Genomic DNA, 18,474 nt, shown 5'->3' on the forward strand with positions numbered 1-18,474 from the left:
GGTACGCTTTGCCTTGGACAGGGGAGATTATATAGCTACCGGGGGGACGGAACGCGTAAATCATCCGACCGCCTACAGCCGACGTGGCACGACCCCTTCGTTTCAGACACGCCCCCGGACGCTGGACGGACGGCCGCGTGCGCTCCGAGGTGTTCGATCCGCTGGACGACAACCTCGGCGCGACCAGCCGTCAGCCCTGGTTCAAGCCGCCCGAGGGGTACGCCGCCCGCCGGTTCGACGTCGACAACGGCGATACGGCCCTGTTTTGCTGGAGTGACGACGGCGCCTACTGGCTCGGCAACACGGAGACCCCCTCGAGCCTCTGGCGCACCGAGAAGTACGGCTTCGACGAGGTGCCGAACCCCGTCGCCGACTGGGCGGAGCGCGAACTGCTCGCGGAGCTGCACGACCAGTCGCCGTGGCTCGAACCGTACCCCCATCTCTCGTGGTTCTTCCTCCCCGTCTTCCTCTCGAAGGACGGCCGGTGGACGACCCGGGAGTTCTTCGAGGAGCACGCGGCGGGGTTCCCCGACGCCGACCGCGGGGCCGTTCTCGACTTTTACGAGGCGTTTCTCTCGACGGGTGTCTTCGACGACGAGCGCGAGACGATGGCGGGAAAACTCGGCACGTCCGAACGACTCGACCTGACGCGGATGGCGGCGACGATGGGGGAGTTTCACGCGGCGAAACTCCTCGTCGACGCCGGCTACGAAGCGGTGCCCGAGATCGAGGTGACGACGGGTCACTCCATCGACTTCCAGGCGCGAACGGACGACGAGAGCGAGCAACCGCTCGTGGAAGTGACGCGCCCGCTTCCGCCGAACCGGCGGTCGGCAGGAACGCCGAGCGCCGCCGTGCGGGATACGGCCCAGACGAAGACGGACGGCCAACTCGCGGCCCACGCCGGCGGCGTCGTGCTGTTCGTCGACTGTTCGTCCTTCCCCGACGACGACTGGTTTGCGGTGAAAGACGGGCAACCCGACGTAGGGCACCGACCGGCGGTGGTCTACCGGATGCGTCCCGACGGGAGTGTGACTGGATACACGAAAGGGACGGTTCCGCTGGAACTAGACACGCTTCGTTAGAGCGACAGCGGCGTCGGCCCGGATTCGCCGAGCGCGGTCGGATCACGGTCGCTGTAGAATCGGCGGCCGATGGCCTTGTGACCGACGGCGGAGCGAATCGAGAGGCGGACGTCCTCGGGCGCGTCGAACTCCTCGGCGCCCAGGCGGGAGAGCACGTCGCCGAGCTCTTCGGTCCCACGCTGAAGTTCGAGTTCACAGTCGCCGCACTCGTCGATGATCTCGTCCGTCGTTGCGGGGTAGTCGAGGGCGTCGATCTGATCGACAGTGCCGTTGAATATCATCACTGTATTCCACATGGTCGATAACTATAATGGTTTTCCATGCGCATCCTTAGACCGATAGTAGTCTTTAATCATCCTTAATTGAGGATTCGTCCCTCGGTAGCTCACACCAATCATGGGCACGGAGAACACGTCGAATCCCCGGGCTGCGTGCGCTCAGGGATGCTGACAGTCCCGACCCCTACCGGAGCACAAGGTCTATCGGCGATGACGGGGAGGGACACGTATGGACGTGGTCGCCGACCTGCACGTACACACGACGGCGTCGGACGGTCAGTTGTCGCTGTCCACGCTGCCGGGGGCGGCCCGGCGCGGCGGCGTCGACGTCGTCGCCGTGACGGACCACGACCGACTCCATCCGGGACTGGATGCGCCCGTGACGACCCGCGAGGGAGTGACCGTGATCCGCGGGATCGAACTCCGGGTCGAGACGCCGACCCAGCGAGTCGACCTCCTCGGCTACGGCGTCCGGGAGACGGAGGCGCTCCGGACGGAACTGAACCACATCCAGACCGACCGCGTGCGGCGCGCGCGGCGCATGACCGAACGGGTGGAAGCGCGGCTCGATGTCGACCTCGCGGTGGCGTTCGAGGACGGCGTCGGCCGACCGCATATCGCCCGAGCGATCGCGGAGAGCGACGCCGACTGCGGTTACCAGGAGGCGTTCGACCGCCTCATCGGGAACGACGGGCCGTGTTACGTTCCACGCGACGTGCCGCCCGCCGAACGGGGAGTGCGGCTTCTCAGGGCGGCGTGTGCCGTAGTGAGTCTCGCGCACCCGTTCCGCTACGACGAGACGGACGCCGCGCTCGAACTCGCGGCCGATCTCGACGCCGTCGAGCGGTACTACCCGTACGATCGGGAGGTCGACGAGACGCGTCTGGACCGGGTGATCGACCGGCACGACCTGCTGGCGACGGGAGGGAGCGACGCCCACGACGAACGGCTCGGCGTCGCCGGCCTGTCGGCGGACGCGTACGCCCGGTTCGCGTCGCGTCTGCCGGATGCGCAGGGTTAAACCGGAGGGAGTCCCTACCGAGAGCCATGAACTGCCATTACTGCGAACGCGAGGCCGCCTACGCGGCGGAGAAGGAAGGCGTTCGCGTCGGCCTCTGCGAGGACCACTTCCGCGAGCGACTGGAGGAGCTCGCGGAGTCCGACGATCTCGCTGCCCTCCGCGAGAGGATCGACATCGACCGCACGGAGTAGTTTTTTCGCGGTATCTCGTTCGTTTCCCTCGTCGTTTGGAACTGTTTGGACACCTGATCGCACGCAGCCCTGCGATCAGGTGTGCACTGACTTACGAAGCAACGAGCGCTACAGCACGGTGTCGAACCAGAGATACAGTCCGGCGAGAATGACTTCGAAGGAGAGCGTCCCGAGCGCCGACAGGATCACGAATCGCCGGTCGTCCATCCCCGCGAGACCGGCCGGCACCGTCACCATCCCGCGCGTGAACAGGAGCGTGTTGCTCACGGGGACGACGACCGGTCCCCACCGATCGAACCAGCCCTCGAAGCGGGCGAGGGCGTCGTCGCTGACGCGGAACCACCGCGCCTGCAACAGGCGCTCGCGCCCCGCGCGCTTGGCCAGCGTGAACAGCGCGAACTGCCCGACGGTGGCGCCGGCGACGGCGACGGCGATGACGACGATGGCGTCCGTGGCCGAGCCGCCGAGGAGGGCAAGCGCCCCCGGGACGACGAGTTCGCTCGGGACGATGTACAGCAACATCGCGCCCTCGAGGACGAACACGCCGAGGAGGACGAGCAGCCCGTAGTCGGCCGTGAGCAACTCGCGGAGGGTGTCCGGCAACTGGACGATCTGCAGCGGCGAGAGCACACCCGCCTCTGGAGCGCGGAGAACTATATCGGTTGCGTCGTCGCGTCGAACGGGCGGGAACGACGGGGTTTTGGGCGCTCCGACCGACGGGTGCGGTATGAATCAGCCCGACCGACCGCGGCGACTCCGCCGGGACGGCGTGCGGTCGCTGGTCAGCGAGACCGACCTCGACGCGGCCGACCTCGTCGCGCCGGTGTTCGTCGACGCGACGACCGACGAACGGGTCCCCATCGAGTCGATGCCGGGACACGAACGCGTGCCCGTCGATCAGGCGGTCGACCGCGTCGAGGAGGTGCTGGCGACGGGCGTCGAGGCGATCATCCTCTTCGGCATCCCCGAATCGAAGGACGCCGAGGGCTCCCGCGCCTGGGCGACCGACGGCGTCGTGCAGCGGGCGACGCGCGCCATCACCGACGAGACCGACGCGACGGTCATCACGGACGTCTGTCTCTGTGAGTACACCGATCACGGGCACTGCGGCGTGTTGGAACCGGACGCCCGAACGGAGCCGACCCTGACCGTCGACAACGACGCGACCCTGGATCTGCTCGCGCGGACGGCCGTCTCCCATGCGGAGGCGGGCGCGGAGATGGTCGCCCCCTCCAGCATGACCGACGGGATGGTGGGCGCGGTCCGGCAGGGGCTCGACGACGCGGGCTTCACCGACGTCGCGATCATGTCCTACGCCGCGAAATACGAGAGCGCCTTCTACGGCCCCTTCCGCGACGCCGCCGACGGCGCGCCCGCCTTCGGCGACCGACGACACTACCAGATGGACCCCGCGAACGGCCGGGAGGCGCTCCGGGAAGTCCGGCTCGATGTCGAACAGGGCGCCGACGTGTTGATGGTCAAACCCGGCCTCCCCTATCTCGACGTGGTGAGTACGATCCGCCGGGAGTTCGACCGGCCCGTCGCGGCCTACAACGTCAGCGGCGAGTACGCGATGCTCCACGCCGCCGCGGAGAAGGGGTGGCTCGACCTCGAAGCGGTGGCGCAGGAGTCGCTCCTCTCGCTCAAGCGCGCCGGCGCCGATCTCATCGTGACGTACTTCGCCGAGGACGTCGCTCCGCACTGCTGACGGGGCGTTCGGCCTCGTCAGGGCGCGGCGCTGCTGGCAGGCGGCGGAGAACTATAAGTTACCTTACACTACGTTCGTCGGGTTTTGATACGTTGTCCACCCATCGAACAGGAATTTTACAACCTTATACAACATGTATCCACTATTAAATCGGACGAACATCCACCAGTCGCATCTAATATAGACATTTGTAAACGCTAAATCTTATATTATGCCGTAACAGTACCTTCTATCGCAACTTGGAGAACGAACATGGAAGAAGAAATCGGAAACACTGACGACTGTCCAAGTATCGATAGCGAAATAGCGCGGGTGGAGGTGACGGAATGGTAGCGCCGCTGCAGGTCGACCCCTCGGCGCTCGCCTCCGGGGTCAACAACGCGTGGATCCTGACGGTCAGCTTCCTGATCTTCTTCATGCACGCCGGCTTCGCCATGCTCGAGGCGGGGCAGGTGCGCTCGAAGAACGTGGCGAACCAGCTCACGAAGAACATGCTGACCTGGAGCGTGGGCGTCATCGTCTACTTCCTGATCGGCGCTGGGATTTCGACGATGGTCGGCGGCGGTGCCGATCCGTTCAGCTACATCATGGGCGACGCCGCCGGCTGGGTCGGCTGGCTCTACGGCGCCGTCTTCGCCATGACGGCGGCGACCATCGTGAGTGGGGCCGTCGCCGGCCGCGCGAAACTCCGCGCGTACGTTACGTACACCATCCTGCTCTCGGCGGTCATCTACCCGGTCGTCACCGGCCTCACCTGGGCCGGTGGCTTCCTGACGACCATCGGACCGGGCTTCCAGGACTTCGCCGGCGGCATGATCGTCCACGGCATGGGCGGCATCGCCGGCCTCACGGCCGCGTGGGTCCTCGGACCCCGGATGGACCGCTACGAGGAGGACGGCAGCGTGAACATCATCCCCGGGCACTCGCTCACCTTCGCGGTGCTCGGAACGCTCATCCTCTGTTTCGGCTGGTACGGCTTCAACGTGGGCACGTCGGCCATCTTCAGTGACGGCGGCCTGCTCGGTGACCAGCTGGGCCGTGTCGCGCTCACCACGACGCTCGGCATGGCCGCGGGTGCCATCGGCGCCGGAACGGCGGCGCTGGCCAAGACCGGCAAGGTCGACACGCTGTACGTCGCCAACGGCATGCTCGCCGGCCTGGTCGGCATCACGAGCAACACGAACGCGATCACGTGGATCGGCGCGCTCGTCATCGGCGGCCTCGCCGGTGCACAGCTGCCGGTCGTCTTCGAATTCGTCGAGAAACGGCTCAAGATCGACGACGTCTGTGCGGTGTTCCCGGTCCACGGGAGCGCGGGCGTCCTCGGCGCGGTGCTGTTCCCGCTGTTCGCGATCCCCGGCTACTCGGTGAGCTTCGTCGGCCAGATCGTCGGCGTCGCGGTGATCGCCGCGTGGACCATCGCCGCGACGGCCATCGTCTTCGGCGTCCTCAAGGCGATCGGTCAGGCACGCGTCTCGCCCGAACACGAGCGTGAGGGCCTCGACGTGGCCGAACACGGCGTCAACACCTACCCCGAATTCGGCGAACCCGACGTCGTCGCCGACGGCGGCGAAGACCAGATCATCCGCACCGACGGCGGCACCGACGACCGCGACATCAAGATGGTCGTCGCGATGCTCCGTCCGGAGAAACTCGGCGACGTAAAACAGGCCATCGCCGAAGTCGGCGCCCCCTCGATCACGGTGACGAACGTCTCCGGTCGCGGTTCACAGCCCGCGAAGAAGGGACAGTGGCGCGGCGAGGAGTACACCGTCGACCTGCACCAGAAGGTGAAAGTCGAATGCGTGGTCGCCGATGTGCCTGCCCGCGACGTGGCGGAGGCGATCCGTAAAAGCGCCAATACGGGCGAACCAGGCGACGGCAAGATCTTCATCATGCCCGTCGACAACGCCGTTCAGGTCCGGACCGGCAAGGAGGGGCCCGACGCGGTCTGATCGGCGGAGAGACGACGCGAGCACCACCGACGGCGCGACTTTTTTTGCGGCAGTCACCGACGCAACCCAGTACATTCTTTCCGCCGTGGCACACAGCGCTAGCCATGAACCACGACGAATCACGGGCCCTGTACGACCGTGCGCTGTCGGTGCTCGCCGGCGGCGTCAACTCGTCGGTGCGCGCGTCGATGCCGTACCCGTTCTTCGCCGAACGCGGCGACGGTGCGCACCTCATCGACGCCGACGGCAACCGCTACATCGACTACGTGATGGGCTACGGCCCGCTGCTGTACGGTCACGACCTCCCCGATTCGGTGGAGGCGGCCATCCAGTCACACGCGAGCGCCGGGCCGATGTACGGCGCGCCGACGGAAGTCGAAGTCGACCTCGCGGAGTTCGTGGCGCGACACGTCCCCTCCGTCGAGATGCTCCGCTTCGTCAACTCGGGGACCGAGGCAACCGTCTCCGCGGTCCGGCTCGCGCGCGCCTACACTGGCCGTGACAAGATCGTCGTGATGCAGGGCGGCTACCACGGCGCCCAGGAGTCGACGCTCGTCGAGGGCGGTCCCGAGAGCGCCCAGCCCTCCTCGCCCGGCATCCCCGACTCCTTCGCCGACCACACCATCCCCGTCCCCTTCAACGACACCGAGACCGTGGAGGACGTGTTCGAGGCACACGGCGACGAGATCGCAGCAGTCCTGACCGAACCCATCCTGGGTAACATGGGCGTCGTGATGCCCGTCGACGGCTACCACGAGACGCTGCGTGATCTCTGTGACGAGCACGGGTCGCTTCTCATCTTCGACGAGGTCATCACGGGCTTTCGCGTCGGCGGCCTGGGCTGTGCCCAGAGCGAATTCGGCATCACGCCCGACCTGACGACGCTCGGCAAAATCGTCGGCGGCGGCTTCCCCGTCGGCGCCGTCGGCGGGCGGGCGGAGATCGTCGAGCAGTTCACCCCCGGCGGCGACGTGTTCCAGTCGGGCACCTTCTCGGGCCACCCCGTGACGATGGCGGCCGGCCTGGAGACACTCCGCTACGCCGCCGAGAACGACGTGTACGACCACGTGAACGAACTCGGCGAGCGGCTGCGCGCCGGCATCACGGACATCCTGGAGGAGCGCGCGCCGGAGTACACCGTCGTCGGCACCGGGAGCATCTTCAAGACCATCTTCACCCGCGACGGAACCGGCGGCGATGGGCGCTGTGAAGCCGGCTGCCGCCAGCGCGAGGACTGCCCGCAGTACGACGCCTGTCCCAAGACCGGCGCCGACGTGGCGGCCGCCGAAACCAACCGCTGGGAGCGGGTGTTCTGGCAGGAGATGAAAGACCAGGGCGTGTTCCTCACCGCCAACCAGTTCGAGGCGCAGTTCGTGAGCTACGCCCACACCGAAGACGACATCCAGCGGACGCTCGACGCGTATCAGGACGCACTATAGCCGCGAAGAGGCGGGCTTTTCACCCTCCGGAGCGACGGTTTGGGTATGAACACGCGCGGAACGGTACGACTGGCGACGCGCGGATCCGATCTCGCTTTGCGACAGACGGCGAGCGTCCGCGACGCGCTTTCGGGGCGGCACCGCACCATCGAGGTCGTCGAGGTGTCGACCGAGGGCGACCGGATCCGAGACGAACTCATCCATCGCCTCGGGAAGACCGGGGCCTTCGTCCGCGCACTCGACGAGAAGGTGCTCGACGGCGACGTCGACGCCGCGGTCCACTCGATGAAGGACATGCCCACGGAGTCGCCGGACGACCTCGTCGTCGCCGGCGTGCCCGACCGCGCGCCGGCGGGTGACGTGCTGGTGACGCCCGACGGGACCGACCTCGACGACCTCCCCGCGGGCGCCGTCGTCGGCACGTCCTCCCTCCGCCGCGGCGCGCAGTTGCGCCGCGAACGCGACGACCTGCAGATCGAACCGCTCCGCGGGAACGTCGACACGCGCCTGGAGAAACTGCTCGCGCCGCCCCTCCAGCGCGAACACCAGCGTCGACTGGACGCCGAAGACGAGGACGAGGGCGAGCATCCGGACGCCTTCGACCGGACGGCTGCGGAGTGGTTCGACGCGCTGAACGAACTGGAGCGCCAGGCGCTGGAGCGCGATTTCGAGACCGAATACGACGGCATCGTGCTGGCTGAGGCCGGCATCCGCCGGAGCGGCCTGTTCGACGCCGTCGAGACGGTGCGCCTCCCGAAGCAGTCGTTCGTACCCGCGCCGGGCCAGGGCGCCATCGCGGTGACGGCGAAGGCGGGCACCGACGCGGTGGAGACGATCCACAACCTCGTCGACGACCCCGTGACGCGCGTCGAGACGACGGTCGAGCGAACGATCCTCGCCGAACTCGGCGGTGGCTGTATCGCCCCCATCGGCGTCCACGCCCTCGTCCAGGGCGAGTACGTCCAGGTGACGGTACAGGTGCTGTCGCTCGACGGCTCGGAAGCGATCGAACGCAGCGTCGACCTGCCCATCGCCGACCACGCGGACGCCGCGGCGTCGATCGCGGCCGACCTCCGCGAGGCAGGCGCGGCCGACCTCATCGACCGCGCACGCGAGGAGGCCGACGAGTGAGCGAGTCCGCGTCGGGCGATGACCGCCTCCGCGTCGCCGTCTTCCGCCCGAACGACGACCGACTGGCCGAGGCGCGGGCGCTCCTCGACGAACTCGGCGTCGATCCCGTCTCCGATCCGATGCTCGCCGTCGAGCCGACGGACGCGACGCCGCGCGGCGCCGACTACGTCGTGTTCACGAGCAAGACGGGCGCGGAACTCGTCGCGGCAGCAGGCTGGACCCCCGGCGCGGCGACGGTGGTCGCCATCGGCCCCAAGACCGCCGCGGCGCTCGAAGCCGCGGGCTACGCCGTGGATCTGCTCCCCGACGACTACTCCTCGTCGGGGCTGGTCGACCTGCTCGCCGACCGCGCGGCCGGCGCGAGCGTCGAGGTGGCGCGCAGCGACCACGGGAGCGCCGTCCTCCTCGACGGCCTGCGCGAGGCAGGGGCCGACGTACGCGAGACGGTGCTCTATCGACTGGTCCGTCCCGAGGGTGCGGGGAACTCGACCACTCTCGCTGCCGAGGGGCGCCTCGACGCCGCCTGTTTCACGTCGTCGCTGACGGTCGAACACTTCCGTGACGCCGCGGCGGAGCGGGGCGTCCGTGAAGCCGCCATCGCCGGCCTGAACGACGCCGTCGTGGGCGTGATCGGTGAGCCGACCCGCGAAACGGCCGAGAGCCACGGAATCACCGTGGACGTAGTCCCCGCGGAGGCGACGTTCGAGGCGCTGGCCCGGGAGACAGTGGCTCGACTACGGACCGTCGACGACGCCAGCCGATGATTTATCCCCGATGACGGCCGAGAGAGGGACAATGGGTCCCGTTCCCGAACTCGCGGAGCGCGCGACGGCGTGTGCGGACCGCCTGCGCCAGGCCGACACCGTCCTCCTGGCGTCGCACATCGACGCCGACGGCTTGACGAGCGCCGCCATCGCCACGACGGCGCTCGAACGCGCCGGGATCCCCGTCGAGACCATCTTCGAGAAACAACTCGACGAGGCCGCAGTCGCGCGCATCGCTGAGACGGACCACGAGACGGCGCTGTTCACCGACTTCGGGAGCGGGCAACTCGACATCATCACCGAGTACGCCGACGCCTTCACGCCCGTCGTCGTCGACCACCACCAGCCCGCGGACGCCGAGACCGCGTACCACTGCAACCCCCTGCTCGTCGGCCTCGACGGCGCGAGCGAACTCTCCGGGGCGGGGGCGGCGTACACGCTCGCCCGGGCACTGGAACCCGAGGGAGGCGACAACCGCGACCTGGCGGCGCTGGCGGTCGTCGGCGCCGTCGGCGACATGCAGGGCGGCGTGGACGGCCTCACCGGCGCGAACGAGGGAATCGTCGAGGAAGGACAGGCGGCCGGCGTCCTGACCGAGGGGACCGACCTCGCGATGTACGGCCGGCAGACTCGCCCGCTCCCGAAACTGCTGGAGTACGCGAGCGACGTGCGCATCCCCGGCATCACGGGAAACGAGGCCGGAGCGATCGGCTTTCTCGCGGAGCTGGACGCCGACCTGCGCGCCGACGGCGAGTGGAAGCGGTGGGTCGACCTCACCGATTCCGAGCGCCAGACCGTCGCGAGCGCACTGCTCAAGCGCGCCGTCGCGAGCGGCGTCTCCGCCGACCAGGTGGACAGCCTGATCGGGACGACGTACACCCTCGTCGACGAACCCGTCGGCAGCGAACTGCGCGACGTGAGCGAGTTCTCCACCCTGCTGAACGCGACGGCGCGGTACGACCGCGCCGACGTCGGCCTCGCGGTGTGCCTTGGCGAGCGGGACGAACCCCTCGATCAGGCCCGGACGCTCCTCCGCAACCATCGCAAGAACCTCTCGGAGGGGATCGAACTGGTGACCTCGGAGGGCGTCACGGTCGAGGAGCACGTGCAGTGGTTCGACGCCGGCACCCGGATCCGGGAGACCATCGTCGGCATCGTCGCCGGGATGGCGCTGGGGTCGTCGGGCGTTCGTCGCGACCGGCCGATCATCGCGTTCGCGGCCGTCGAGGATGCGGACGACAGGGATGGGGACGACGACGAGAGCGAGCTGAAGGTGTCGGCCCGGAGTCCACACAGCCTGGTCCGGCAGGGTCTCGACCTCTCGGCCGTGATGCGGGAGGCGGCGCAGTCGGTCGGTGGCGACGGCGGCGGGCACGACGTGGCCGCGGGGGCGACGATTCCCGCGGCCGAACGGGACGCGTTCGTCGCGGCGGTCGACGAGCTGGTCGCGGACCAACTCGGGTGAGGCGAGAACCCGAGCGACCGCCCGTCGAACGTCGACGGCGCATATGTTCGCGTCAAGCCTTACGCGTTGCTCCCCGGTAGAGCCACTGATGAGCGAACTCTCCACGGCCGAACGGGAGGAGCGACGCGTCGCCGGCTCGATCGAGGAGCTGATCGGCGACACGCCGTTGCTCCGCCTCGACGGCTTCGCCCCGAACCTCCTCGCGAAGGTGGAGGCGGCCAACCCCTACTCGGTCAAGGATCGGATCGCGCGGGAGATGCTCGACGCCGCCGAGGCGGCGGGCGACCTGCCGCCGGGCGGGACCGTCGTGGAGGCGACGAGCGGGAACACGGGCATCGGCCTCGCGGCGGTGTCGGCGACGCGGGGTTACGACTGCGTGCTGACGATGCCCGAGTCGATGTCCGAGGAGCGGCGGACGATGCTCGCCGCTCTCGGTGCGGACCTGGAGTTGACCCCGGCGTCGGAGGGGATGACGGGGGCGAACCGCCGGGCCGAGGAGTTGGCGGCGGCCGACGACGCCGTCCTGGCGAGCCAGTTCGAGAACGACGCCAACCCGCGGGCCCACCGGCGGACGACCGGGCCGGAAATCTGGCGCGACACCGGCGGCGACGTGGACGCCGTCGTCGCGGGCGTGGGCACGGGCGGAACGATCACCGGTGTTGCGGCGTATTTCGAGGCGGAGGGACGGTCCGTCCGGACCGTCGCCGTCGAACCCGACGCCTCGCCGACCATCTCGGCGCAGTCCAGCGACGGCCACGACATCCAGGGTATCGGCCCCGGCTTCGTCCCCGACGTGTTGCGCACGGAGTTGCTCGACGAGGTGCGGGCGGTGACGGCCGAAGACGCGCGGGAAACAGCCCGGCGTCTCGGGCGCGAGGCCGGGTTGCTCGTCGGCATCTCCTCCGGGGCGGCGCTTGCCGCGGCCGAAGCGTACGCCACGGCCAACCCCGACGGGACGACGGTGGTCGTCCTCCCGGACACGGGCGAGCGGTATCTGTCCACGGACCTGTTCACGGCCGAGGCGTGAGCTGTTGGATCGCCGACGGCCGGACCGTCCGACTTTTGCCCACGCCGGGGAAAGAGCAGGTATGACCGACTTCGACCCCGAGAAGTTCGAGGACAAGTACGCCAACTACTTCACCGAACTCCAGCGGGCGTACAAGAACGCCTTCGAGACGATGAACGACCGGTTCGACTCGGAACTCGTCCACGCCATCGACCAGCAGGTGCTCAACGAGTCCGAACCGTTCTACGAGGACGGCGAGTTCCGAATCGAACTGCCCGAGAACCCGACGGATCGAGTGACCGCCGTCGTCGTCGCCGATGAGAAGGTAGAGGCGACGCTGGAGCGGTACGTCGAGGAAATCGAGGCGGAGCTGCGGAACGTGTTCGGCCTCGAGGACCGAGACGAACCAAAGGCCTAAGCCCGTTGGAACCCAACTCACGTCTATGAGTACAGACGCCCAGGAGACGGACGACGACGACCTGCGCGAGCGCATCACGAACTTCCTGCGCCGGAACTTCCCGCAGATTCAGATGCACGGCGGGAGCGCAGCGATCCAGAACATCGACCAGGAGACGGGCGAGGTCAGCATCCAGCTCGGCGGCGCCTGTTCCGGCTGTGGCATCTCTCCGATGACGATCCAGGCGATCAAAAGCCGGATGGTCAAGGAGATCCCCGAGATCACGAAAGTCCACGCCGACACCGGCATGGAAGGCATGGGCGGCGAGGGTGCCCAGGAGGGCATGGAGCCGTCGTTCCCCGGCGAGACGACCGACGAATCCGAGGGTCGAGACGAAGGACCGCAGGCGCCGTTCTAACGCCGGATCTCAGTTTTTCAGTTTGCCCCGTTTTTCAGGCCGGCCAGCGACTGCGCCGTCCGCGGGATCGGCGCCGGTGCGGTAAGGTTTAGTCCGGGCCGTCCGTCTCGCGTCTATGGACGCTCGTGAACTCACCGTCAGTGCGGAGTATCTCGTCGCCATCGAGGACGGCGACGACTGGCGGGCGGCGATCGAGGACTTCGCAGACGCCGAAGACATCACTGCGGCGTGGTTCACCGGCACGGGAACGGTGCGGGACGCGGACGTGTGGCACTACGATCCGGCGGCCGAGGAGCACCGCTCGGTTCGGTTCGACGAACCGCTGTCGGTGGCCGCCTGCGTCGGCGCCGTTTCGGCGCCCGACGACGGCGACGCCGCCGCCCGGCCACACGCCGTGCTCACCCGGCCGAGCGGGCAGGCGGTCGGCGGCTATCTCAACGCCGCCACCGCCGTCGGGGGCAGGGTCGCGCTGCGGGCTTTCGAGGAACCGTTCGACTGGATACTCGACGATCGGACCCCCAGATGACGCCGGAAGACGAGCGGTATTTCGAGGGGATCGAAGCCCGCTTAGAGGAGGCGTTCGACCGCGCGGAGCGCGCTCGATCGCAGGGCGCCGACCCCCAGACCGAGGTGGAGATTCCGGTCGCCCGCGACATGGCCGACCGGGTTGAGAACATCCTCGGCATCGACGGGGTCGCCGAGCGCGTCCGCGAACTCGACGGGCAGATGAGCCGCGAGGAGGCGGCGCTGGCGCTCGTGACGGACTTCGTCGACGGCGCGGTGGGCGACTACGACACCCCGGCGGGCAAAATCGAGGGGGCGGTGCGCACCGCAGTCGCCCTCCTGACCGAGGGCGTCGTCGCCGCGCCCATCGAGGGCATCGACCGGGTGGAGCTGCTAGAGAACGACGACGGCACCGAGTTCGTCAACGTCTACTACGCCGGGCCGATTCGCTCGGCGGGCGGGACGGCCCAGGCGCTGTCGGTCCTCGTCGCCGACTACGCCCGGTCGCTGCTCGGTATCGACGAGTTCAAACCCCGAGACGGCGAGATCGAGCGCTACGCCGAGGAGATCGGTCTGTACGACTCCGAGACGGGACTCCAGTACACGCCGAAGGACAAGGAGACGAAGTTCATCGCCGAGCACATGCCGATCATGCTCGACGGCGAGGCGACGGGCGACGAGGAGGTGTCGGGCTTCCGCGACCTCGAACGCGTCGACACCAACGCCGCCCGCGGCGGGATGTGTCTCGTCCTCGCGGAGGGGATCGCGCTGAAGGCGCCCAAGATCCAGCGGTACACGCGCGACCTGGACGAGGTGGAGTGGCCGTGGCTACAGGACCTCATCGACGGCACCATCGGCGGCGACGAGGCGGACGACGCGGACGACGACGACGCGGCGGACGCTGACGACGACGAGGGCGACGCCGACGGCGACACCGACGCGACGGGACCGAAGCGGGTCGACCCCTCCGAGAAATACCTGCGCGACCTCATCGCCGGGCGACCGGTGTTCGGCCACCCCTCCGAATCGGGGGGCTTTCGCCTGCGCTACGGTCGCTCGCGCAATCACGGCTTCGCGACGGCCGGCGTGCATCCCGCGACGATGCATCTCGTCGACGACTTCCTCGCGACGGGGACCCAGATCAAGACCGAGCGACCGGGGAAGGCCGCCGGCGTCGTTCCCGTCGACACCATCGAGGGGCCGACGGTCCGCCTGGCCAACGGCGAGGTGCGACGCATCGACGACCCGGCCGAGGCGCTCGCCGTCCGCAACGGCGTCGAGGAAATCCTCGATCTGGGCGAGTATCTCGTCAACTACGGCGAGTTCGTCGAGAACAACCATCCGCTCGCGCCGTCCTCGTACACCGTCGAATGGTGGCGCCAGGAGTTCGCCGAGACCGACGCGGACGTGCAGGCGCTCCGTGACGACCCCCGGACCGACCTCGCGAACCCGACCGCGAGCGAGGCGCTCCGGTGGGCCACCGAGTTCGACTGCCCGCTTCATCCCGCCTACACCTTCCTCTGGCACGACGTGAGCGTCGACGACGCGGCGGCGCTCGCGAACGCCGTCGACGACGGCGCCGTCGTCCCCGTCGAGAGCGACGGCGGCGTCCAGGAGGCGGCGCCTGATTCCGGAGACGCCGAAGAGACCGTCCTCGTCGTCGAGGCGACGGACACGGTCCGACGGGTCCTCGAACGCCTCCTGGTCGAACACGTCGCGACCGACGGGGAGGTGCGAATCGCCGACTGGCGGCCGCTGGTCCGGTCGCTCGGTCTCACGGCGGAGCTGGACGGCGCGTGGACGGTCGACGACCTCTCGGCGGCGGCCCGGGAGTGGGCGGACGGCGAGAACGCGGTCCGGGCGATCAACGAAGTCGCGCCGTTCACCGTCCGGGAACGCGCACCGACCCGGATCGGCAACCGGATGGGCCGCCCGGAGAAATCGGAGCGCCGCGACCTCTCGCCGGCCGTCCACACCCTCACCCCCATCGCGGAGGCGGGCGGGAGTCAGCGCGACATCGGCGCGGCGGCCCGCGAACGCACCGACGAGGGCCAGGGCGTCGTGAGCGTCGAGGTGGGCCGACGGGCGTGTGACGACTGCGGCGAAACGACCTACCGGACGCAGTGCCCGGACTGCGGGAGCCACACCGAACCCGTCTACGAATGTGGCTCCTGCGAACAGGTCGTCGACCCCGACGAGTCGGGGCGCGTCCACTGTGACCGGTGTGACCGCGACGTGACCAGCGCCGAACGCCGGCAGCTCGACATCGGGGCGCGGTATCACGAGGCCCTCGACGCCGTGGGCGAACGCGAGGCGGCGTTCGAGATGCTCAAAGGCGTCAAGGGACTCACGTCGGCGAACAAGACGCCCGAACCGATGGAGAAGGGCGTCCTCCGGGCCAAACACGACGTGAGCGCGTTCAAGGACGGCACCGTCCGCTACGACATGACGGACCTGCCGGTCACGGCCGTCCGTCCCGAGGAACTCGACGTGACCGCCGAGGACTTCCGCGAACTCGGCTACGAGACGGACATCGACGGCGAGCCGCTCCGGTTCGACGACCAGTTGGTCGAACTCAAGGTGCAGGACATCGTGCTCTCGGACGGCGCGGCCGAACACCTGCTGCAGACGGCCGATTTCGTCGACGACCTGCTGACGGAGTTCTACGATCTGCCGGCGTTCTACGACGTCGAGGAGCGGTCCGACCTCGTGGGCGAACTCGTCTTCGGGATGGCGCCGCACACGTCCGCGGCGGTGGTGGGTCGCGTCGTCGGGTTCACGTCGGCGTCGGTGGGCTATGCGCATCCGTATTTCCACGCGGCGAAGCGGCGGAACTGCTTCCACCCGGCGACGAAGGTGTGGTATCGGGACGAAGACGGCGCGTGGCACCACGAGCGGATCGAGACGCTCGTGGAGGAACGGCTGTCGGATCCGGAAACCGACGATTTCGGGACGCTGGTGCAGGAACTCGACGGCGACGTGCACGTTCCGAGTATCGACGACGAGGGCGAGCAGGTGCTGAAGCCGGTCGACGCGGTGTCGAAACACCGGGCGCCCGATCATCTGGTCGAGATCGAAACACGCGGAGGCAGAGAACTCACCGTAACACCGGACCACGAAATCCACGTCTTCGATGGCGGGCTAACGTCGAGACGAGCCTGTGAAGTCACGGAATCGGACTCACTCGTGGTCCCGGCTCAGCTGGACGTATCCGGCTCTGCAACTCGCTTCGACCTCCTCGAAGAGTTCCTCGAAAGCGACGACGTTCCGAACGAGTCGCTGATGTTGAAGGGATTGGACAAAGGCGAACTCTACGACCTCTTTACGGAGACGCTCGAAGACGACTGGGACGGACAGTTCTATCCGTTGAAGAGCACGGCAGAGCACCTCGGACTGACGAAGCAAGCGTTGAGCAACTATATCTATCGCGATAGCGTGCCAGCGTCCCTCCTCGTCGAGTTGCTCGGCTCGGCCGATGCCGTCGTCGAACGAGTTCCCGATGACATCACTCTCGGGATGAAGCGGAACACCGTCGAAATCGACCGATTCGTCGACCTGGACACGGACTTCGCTACCTTCCTCGGATACTACGCTGCCGAAGGCTTCGCCCGCGAACAGCCCACGCCAAAGGGAACGATTCACCAGACGACCATCTCGGGTGTCGAAACGGAAGCACGCGACTTCTTCGTCGACGCGTTCGATACCGCACTCGGCGTCGATGCGTACCGAGAGAACGACAAGAAGGTCACCGCTTCGGGCCGGTTGCCACGTGTCTTCATCGAGTCCGTACTCGACGGTGGTGTCAGCTCCGAAGACAAGCGTGTCCCCGGCTGTATCTTCGACGCTCCGGACGACATCGTCGCAGCGTATCTCGGTGGCTACTTCAGTGGGGATGGAACGGTAGACAAGACGGCGTTGGAAGTGTCGGCGACCACGGTCAGCCGGGAGTTGAAAGAAGACCTGTTGGCGCTGCTCACTCGCCTCGGTATCACGGCACGTGTCGATACAGTCGACCCCGTTCCGCTCGTCGAGAAGTTCCCCGAGTTCTACGACGAAGGGGACGCGATGTCGGAAAAATCGTTCGTCATTCGAATCACGTCCTCGGACGCAGTCCGGTTCCACGAGAACGTCGACCTGCATCTGACTCGAAAGCGAGATCGACTGGACGCACGGATCGAGGAAATCGAACCACGGACGCGACGCGTCTTCGACGGGGGGAGCGGAGCGTATGCCCCCGACGAGGTCGTGGGCGTGTCGCACACGGCTGCTGATGTGGATCACACGTACTGTCTCACCGTCGCGGACACGCACTCACTGATCGCGAACAACACGTCTCAAAAGCAATGCGATGGCGACGAAGATTGCGTGATGCTCCTCATGGACGGCCTGCTCAACTTCAGTCAGGAGTTCCTGCCAAACCAAAGAGGTGGCAGAATGGACGCACCCCTCGTCATGTCCTCGCGCATCGATCCGACCGAAATCGACGACGAGGCCCACAACATGGACACGGTGCGGGAGTATCCGCTGGAGTTCTACGAGGCGACACAGGAGATGGCCGACCCCGAGGACGTGGACATCGAAATCGCGGAGGACTCGCTGGAGACGAAAGGGGCGTACCACGGCTTCGATCACACCCACGACACGTCGGACATCGCCCTGGGACCGGACCTGTCGGCGTACAAGACGCTCGGGTCGATGATGGACAAGATGGACGCCCAGCTGGAGCTGGCGCGGAAGCTCCGGGCGGTGGACGAGACGGACGTGGCCGAACGCGTCATCGAATACCACTTCCTGCCGGATTTGATCGGCAACCTCCGGGCGTTCTCCCGGCAGGAGACGCGGTGTCTAGACTGCGGGAAGACCTACCGCCGGGTGCCGCTGTCGGGCGACTGCCGGGAGTGTGGCGGACGGGTCAACCTGACTGTCCACGAGGGGTCGGTGAACAAGTACATGGACACCGCCATCCGCGTGGCCGAGGAGTTCGGCTGTCGGCCGTACACCAAACAGCGCCTCGAAGTGCTGGAAAAGAGTCTCGAGAGCGTCTTCCAGAACGACCAGAACAAGCCGTCGCGGCTCGACGACTTCATGTAGCGGCGAGCGAAGCACACATAC

At 67.7% G+C, this 18,474-nt stretch carries 16 protein-coding genes; 14 read left to right on the top strand and 2 right to left on the bottom strand.

Annotated features, from left to right (window positions below; all coding sequences use genetic code 11):
* Positions 1–83 precede the first annotated feature (83 nt).
* Complete coding sequence (locus MXB53_RS03090) at positions 84–1,085, top strand: DUF5784 family protein (RefSeq protein ID WP_248895743.1); 1,002 nt, start codon at positions 84–86, stop codon at positions 1,083–1,085.
* Here the strand turns inward: MXB53_RS03090 and MXB53_RS03095 are convergent.
* Positions 1,082–1,366, bottom strand: a complete 285-nt coding sequence (locus MXB53_RS03095) for a DUF5789 family protein (protein WP_248895744.1) — start codon at positions 1,364–1,366, stop codon at positions 1,082–1,084. The genes MXB53_RS03090 and MXB53_RS03095 overlap by 4 nt on opposite strands.
* A gap of 226 nt (positions 1,367–1,592) precedes the next feature.
* On the opposite strand from MXB53_RS03095, the gene MXB53_RS03100 reads away from it, so the two are divergent.
* Complete coding sequence (locus MXB53_RS03100; protein ID WP_248895745.1) at positions 1,593–2,384, top strand: PHP domain-containing protein; 792 nt, start codon at positions 1,593–1,595, stop codon at positions 2,382–2,384.
* 26 nt (positions 2,385–2,410) lie between these two features.
* Positions 2,411–2,575 (top strand): DUF6757 family protein, encoded by a 165-nt coding sequence (locus tag MXB53_RS03105; RefSeq protein WP_248895746.1) that lies wholly within the window; start codon positions 2,411–2,413, stop codon positions 2,573–2,575.
* A 108-nt stretch (positions 2,576–2,683) separates the two neighbouring features.
* Here MXB53_RS03105 and MXB53_RS03110 read toward each other — a convergent pair whose 3' ends face one another.
* Positions 2,684–3,205 carry a DedA family protein gene (locus tag MXB53_RS03110; protein ID WP_248895747.1) on the bottom strand — a complete coding sequence of 174 codons (522 nt, stop codon included), beginning with the start codon at positions 3,203–3,205 and terminating at the stop codon, positions 2,684–2,686.
* Between the two features lie 97 nt (positions 3,206–3,302).
* Between MXB53_RS03110 and hemB the strand changes: the two genes are divergently transcribed.
* From hemB to polC, 11 genes are all read left to right on the top strand, one after another.
* The gene (hemB, locus tag MXB53_RS03115) at positions 3,303–4,283 is read left to right on the top strand and encodes a porphobilinogen synthase (RefSeq protein ID WP_248895748.1); all 981 of its coding nucleotides are present in this window, start codon (positions 3,303–3,305) and stop codon (positions 4,281–4,283) included.
* A gap of 326 nt (positions 4,284–4,609) precedes the next feature.
* A complete protein-coding gene (locus MXB53_RS03120) occupies positions 4,610–6,238 on the top strand; it encodes an ammonium transporter (RefSeq protein ID WP_248895749.1) in 1,629 nt (542 codons plus the stop codon).
* 104 nt (positions 6,239–6,342) lie between these two features.
* Positions 6,343–7,677, top strand: a complete 1,335-nt coding sequence (gene hemL / locus MXB53_RS03125) for a glutamate-1-semialdehyde 2,1-aminomutase (protein ID WP_248895750.1) — start codon at positions 6,343–6,345, stop codon at positions 7,675–7,677.
* Between the two features lie 69 nt (positions 7,678–7,746).
* Positions 7,747–8,808, top strand: coding sequence for a hydroxymethylbilane synthase (gene hemC / locus MXB53_RS03130; RefSeq protein ID WP_248898057.1), 1,062 nt, complete (start codon positions 7,747–7,749; stop codon positions 8,806–8,808).
* A complete protein-coding gene (locus MXB53_RS03135; RefSeq protein WP_248895751.1) occupies positions 8,805–9,572 on the top strand; it encodes a uroporphyrinogen-III synthase in 768 nt (255 codons plus the stop codon). The genes hemC and MXB53_RS03135 overlap by 4 nt, the downstream gene beginning before the upstream one ends.
* A 31-nt stretch (positions 9,573–9,603) precedes the next feature.
* Positions 9,604–11,037 carry a RecJ family nuclease gene (gene recJ, locus MXB53_RS03140; RefSeq protein ID WP_425601188.1) on the top strand — a complete coding sequence of 478 codons (1,434 nt, stop codon included), beginning with the start codon at positions 9,604–9,606 and terminating at the stop codon, positions 11,035–11,037.
* Positions 11,038–11,125: 88 nt separating this feature from the next.
* Entirely contained in the window at positions 11,126–12,064 is a 939-nt protein-coding gene (gene cysK, locus MXB53_RS03145) for a cysteine synthase A (protein WP_248895753.1), read from the top strand.
* A 61-nt stretch (positions 12,065–12,125) separates the two neighbouring features.
* Positions 12,126–12,461, top strand: coding sequence for a DUF5783 family protein (locus MXB53_RS03150; protein ID WP_248895754.1), 336 nt, complete (start codon positions 12,126–12,128; stop codon positions 12,459–12,461).
* A 25-nt stretch (positions 12,462–12,486) separates the two neighbouring features.
* Positions 12,487–12,858 carry a NifU family protein gene (locus tag MXB53_RS03155; protein WP_248895755.1) on the top strand — a complete coding sequence of 124 codons (372 nt, stop codon included), beginning with the start codon at positions 12,487–12,489 and terminating at the stop codon, positions 12,856–12,858.
* Between the two features lie 115 nt (positions 12,859–12,973).
* Positions 12,974–13,384: a PPC domain-containing DNA-binding protein gene (locus tag MXB53_RS03160; protein ID WP_248895756.1), complete on the top strand. Its 411-nt coding sequence runs from the start codon at positions 12,974–12,976 to the stop codon at positions 13,382–13,384.
* Entirely contained in the window at positions 13,381–18,453 is a 5,073-nt protein-coding gene (gene polC / locus MXB53_RS03165) for a DNA polymerase II large subunit (protein ID WP_248895757.1), read from the top strand. Before MXB53_RS03160 ends, polC begins: the two co-directional genes overlap by 4 nt.
* Positions 18,454–18,474: the final 21 nt, after the last annotated feature.

The organism is Haloplanus sp. XH21 (assembly GCF_023276355.1).
Lineage (GTDB): Archaea > Halobacteriota > Halobacteria > Halobacteriales > Haloferacaceae > Haloplanus > Haloplanus halobius.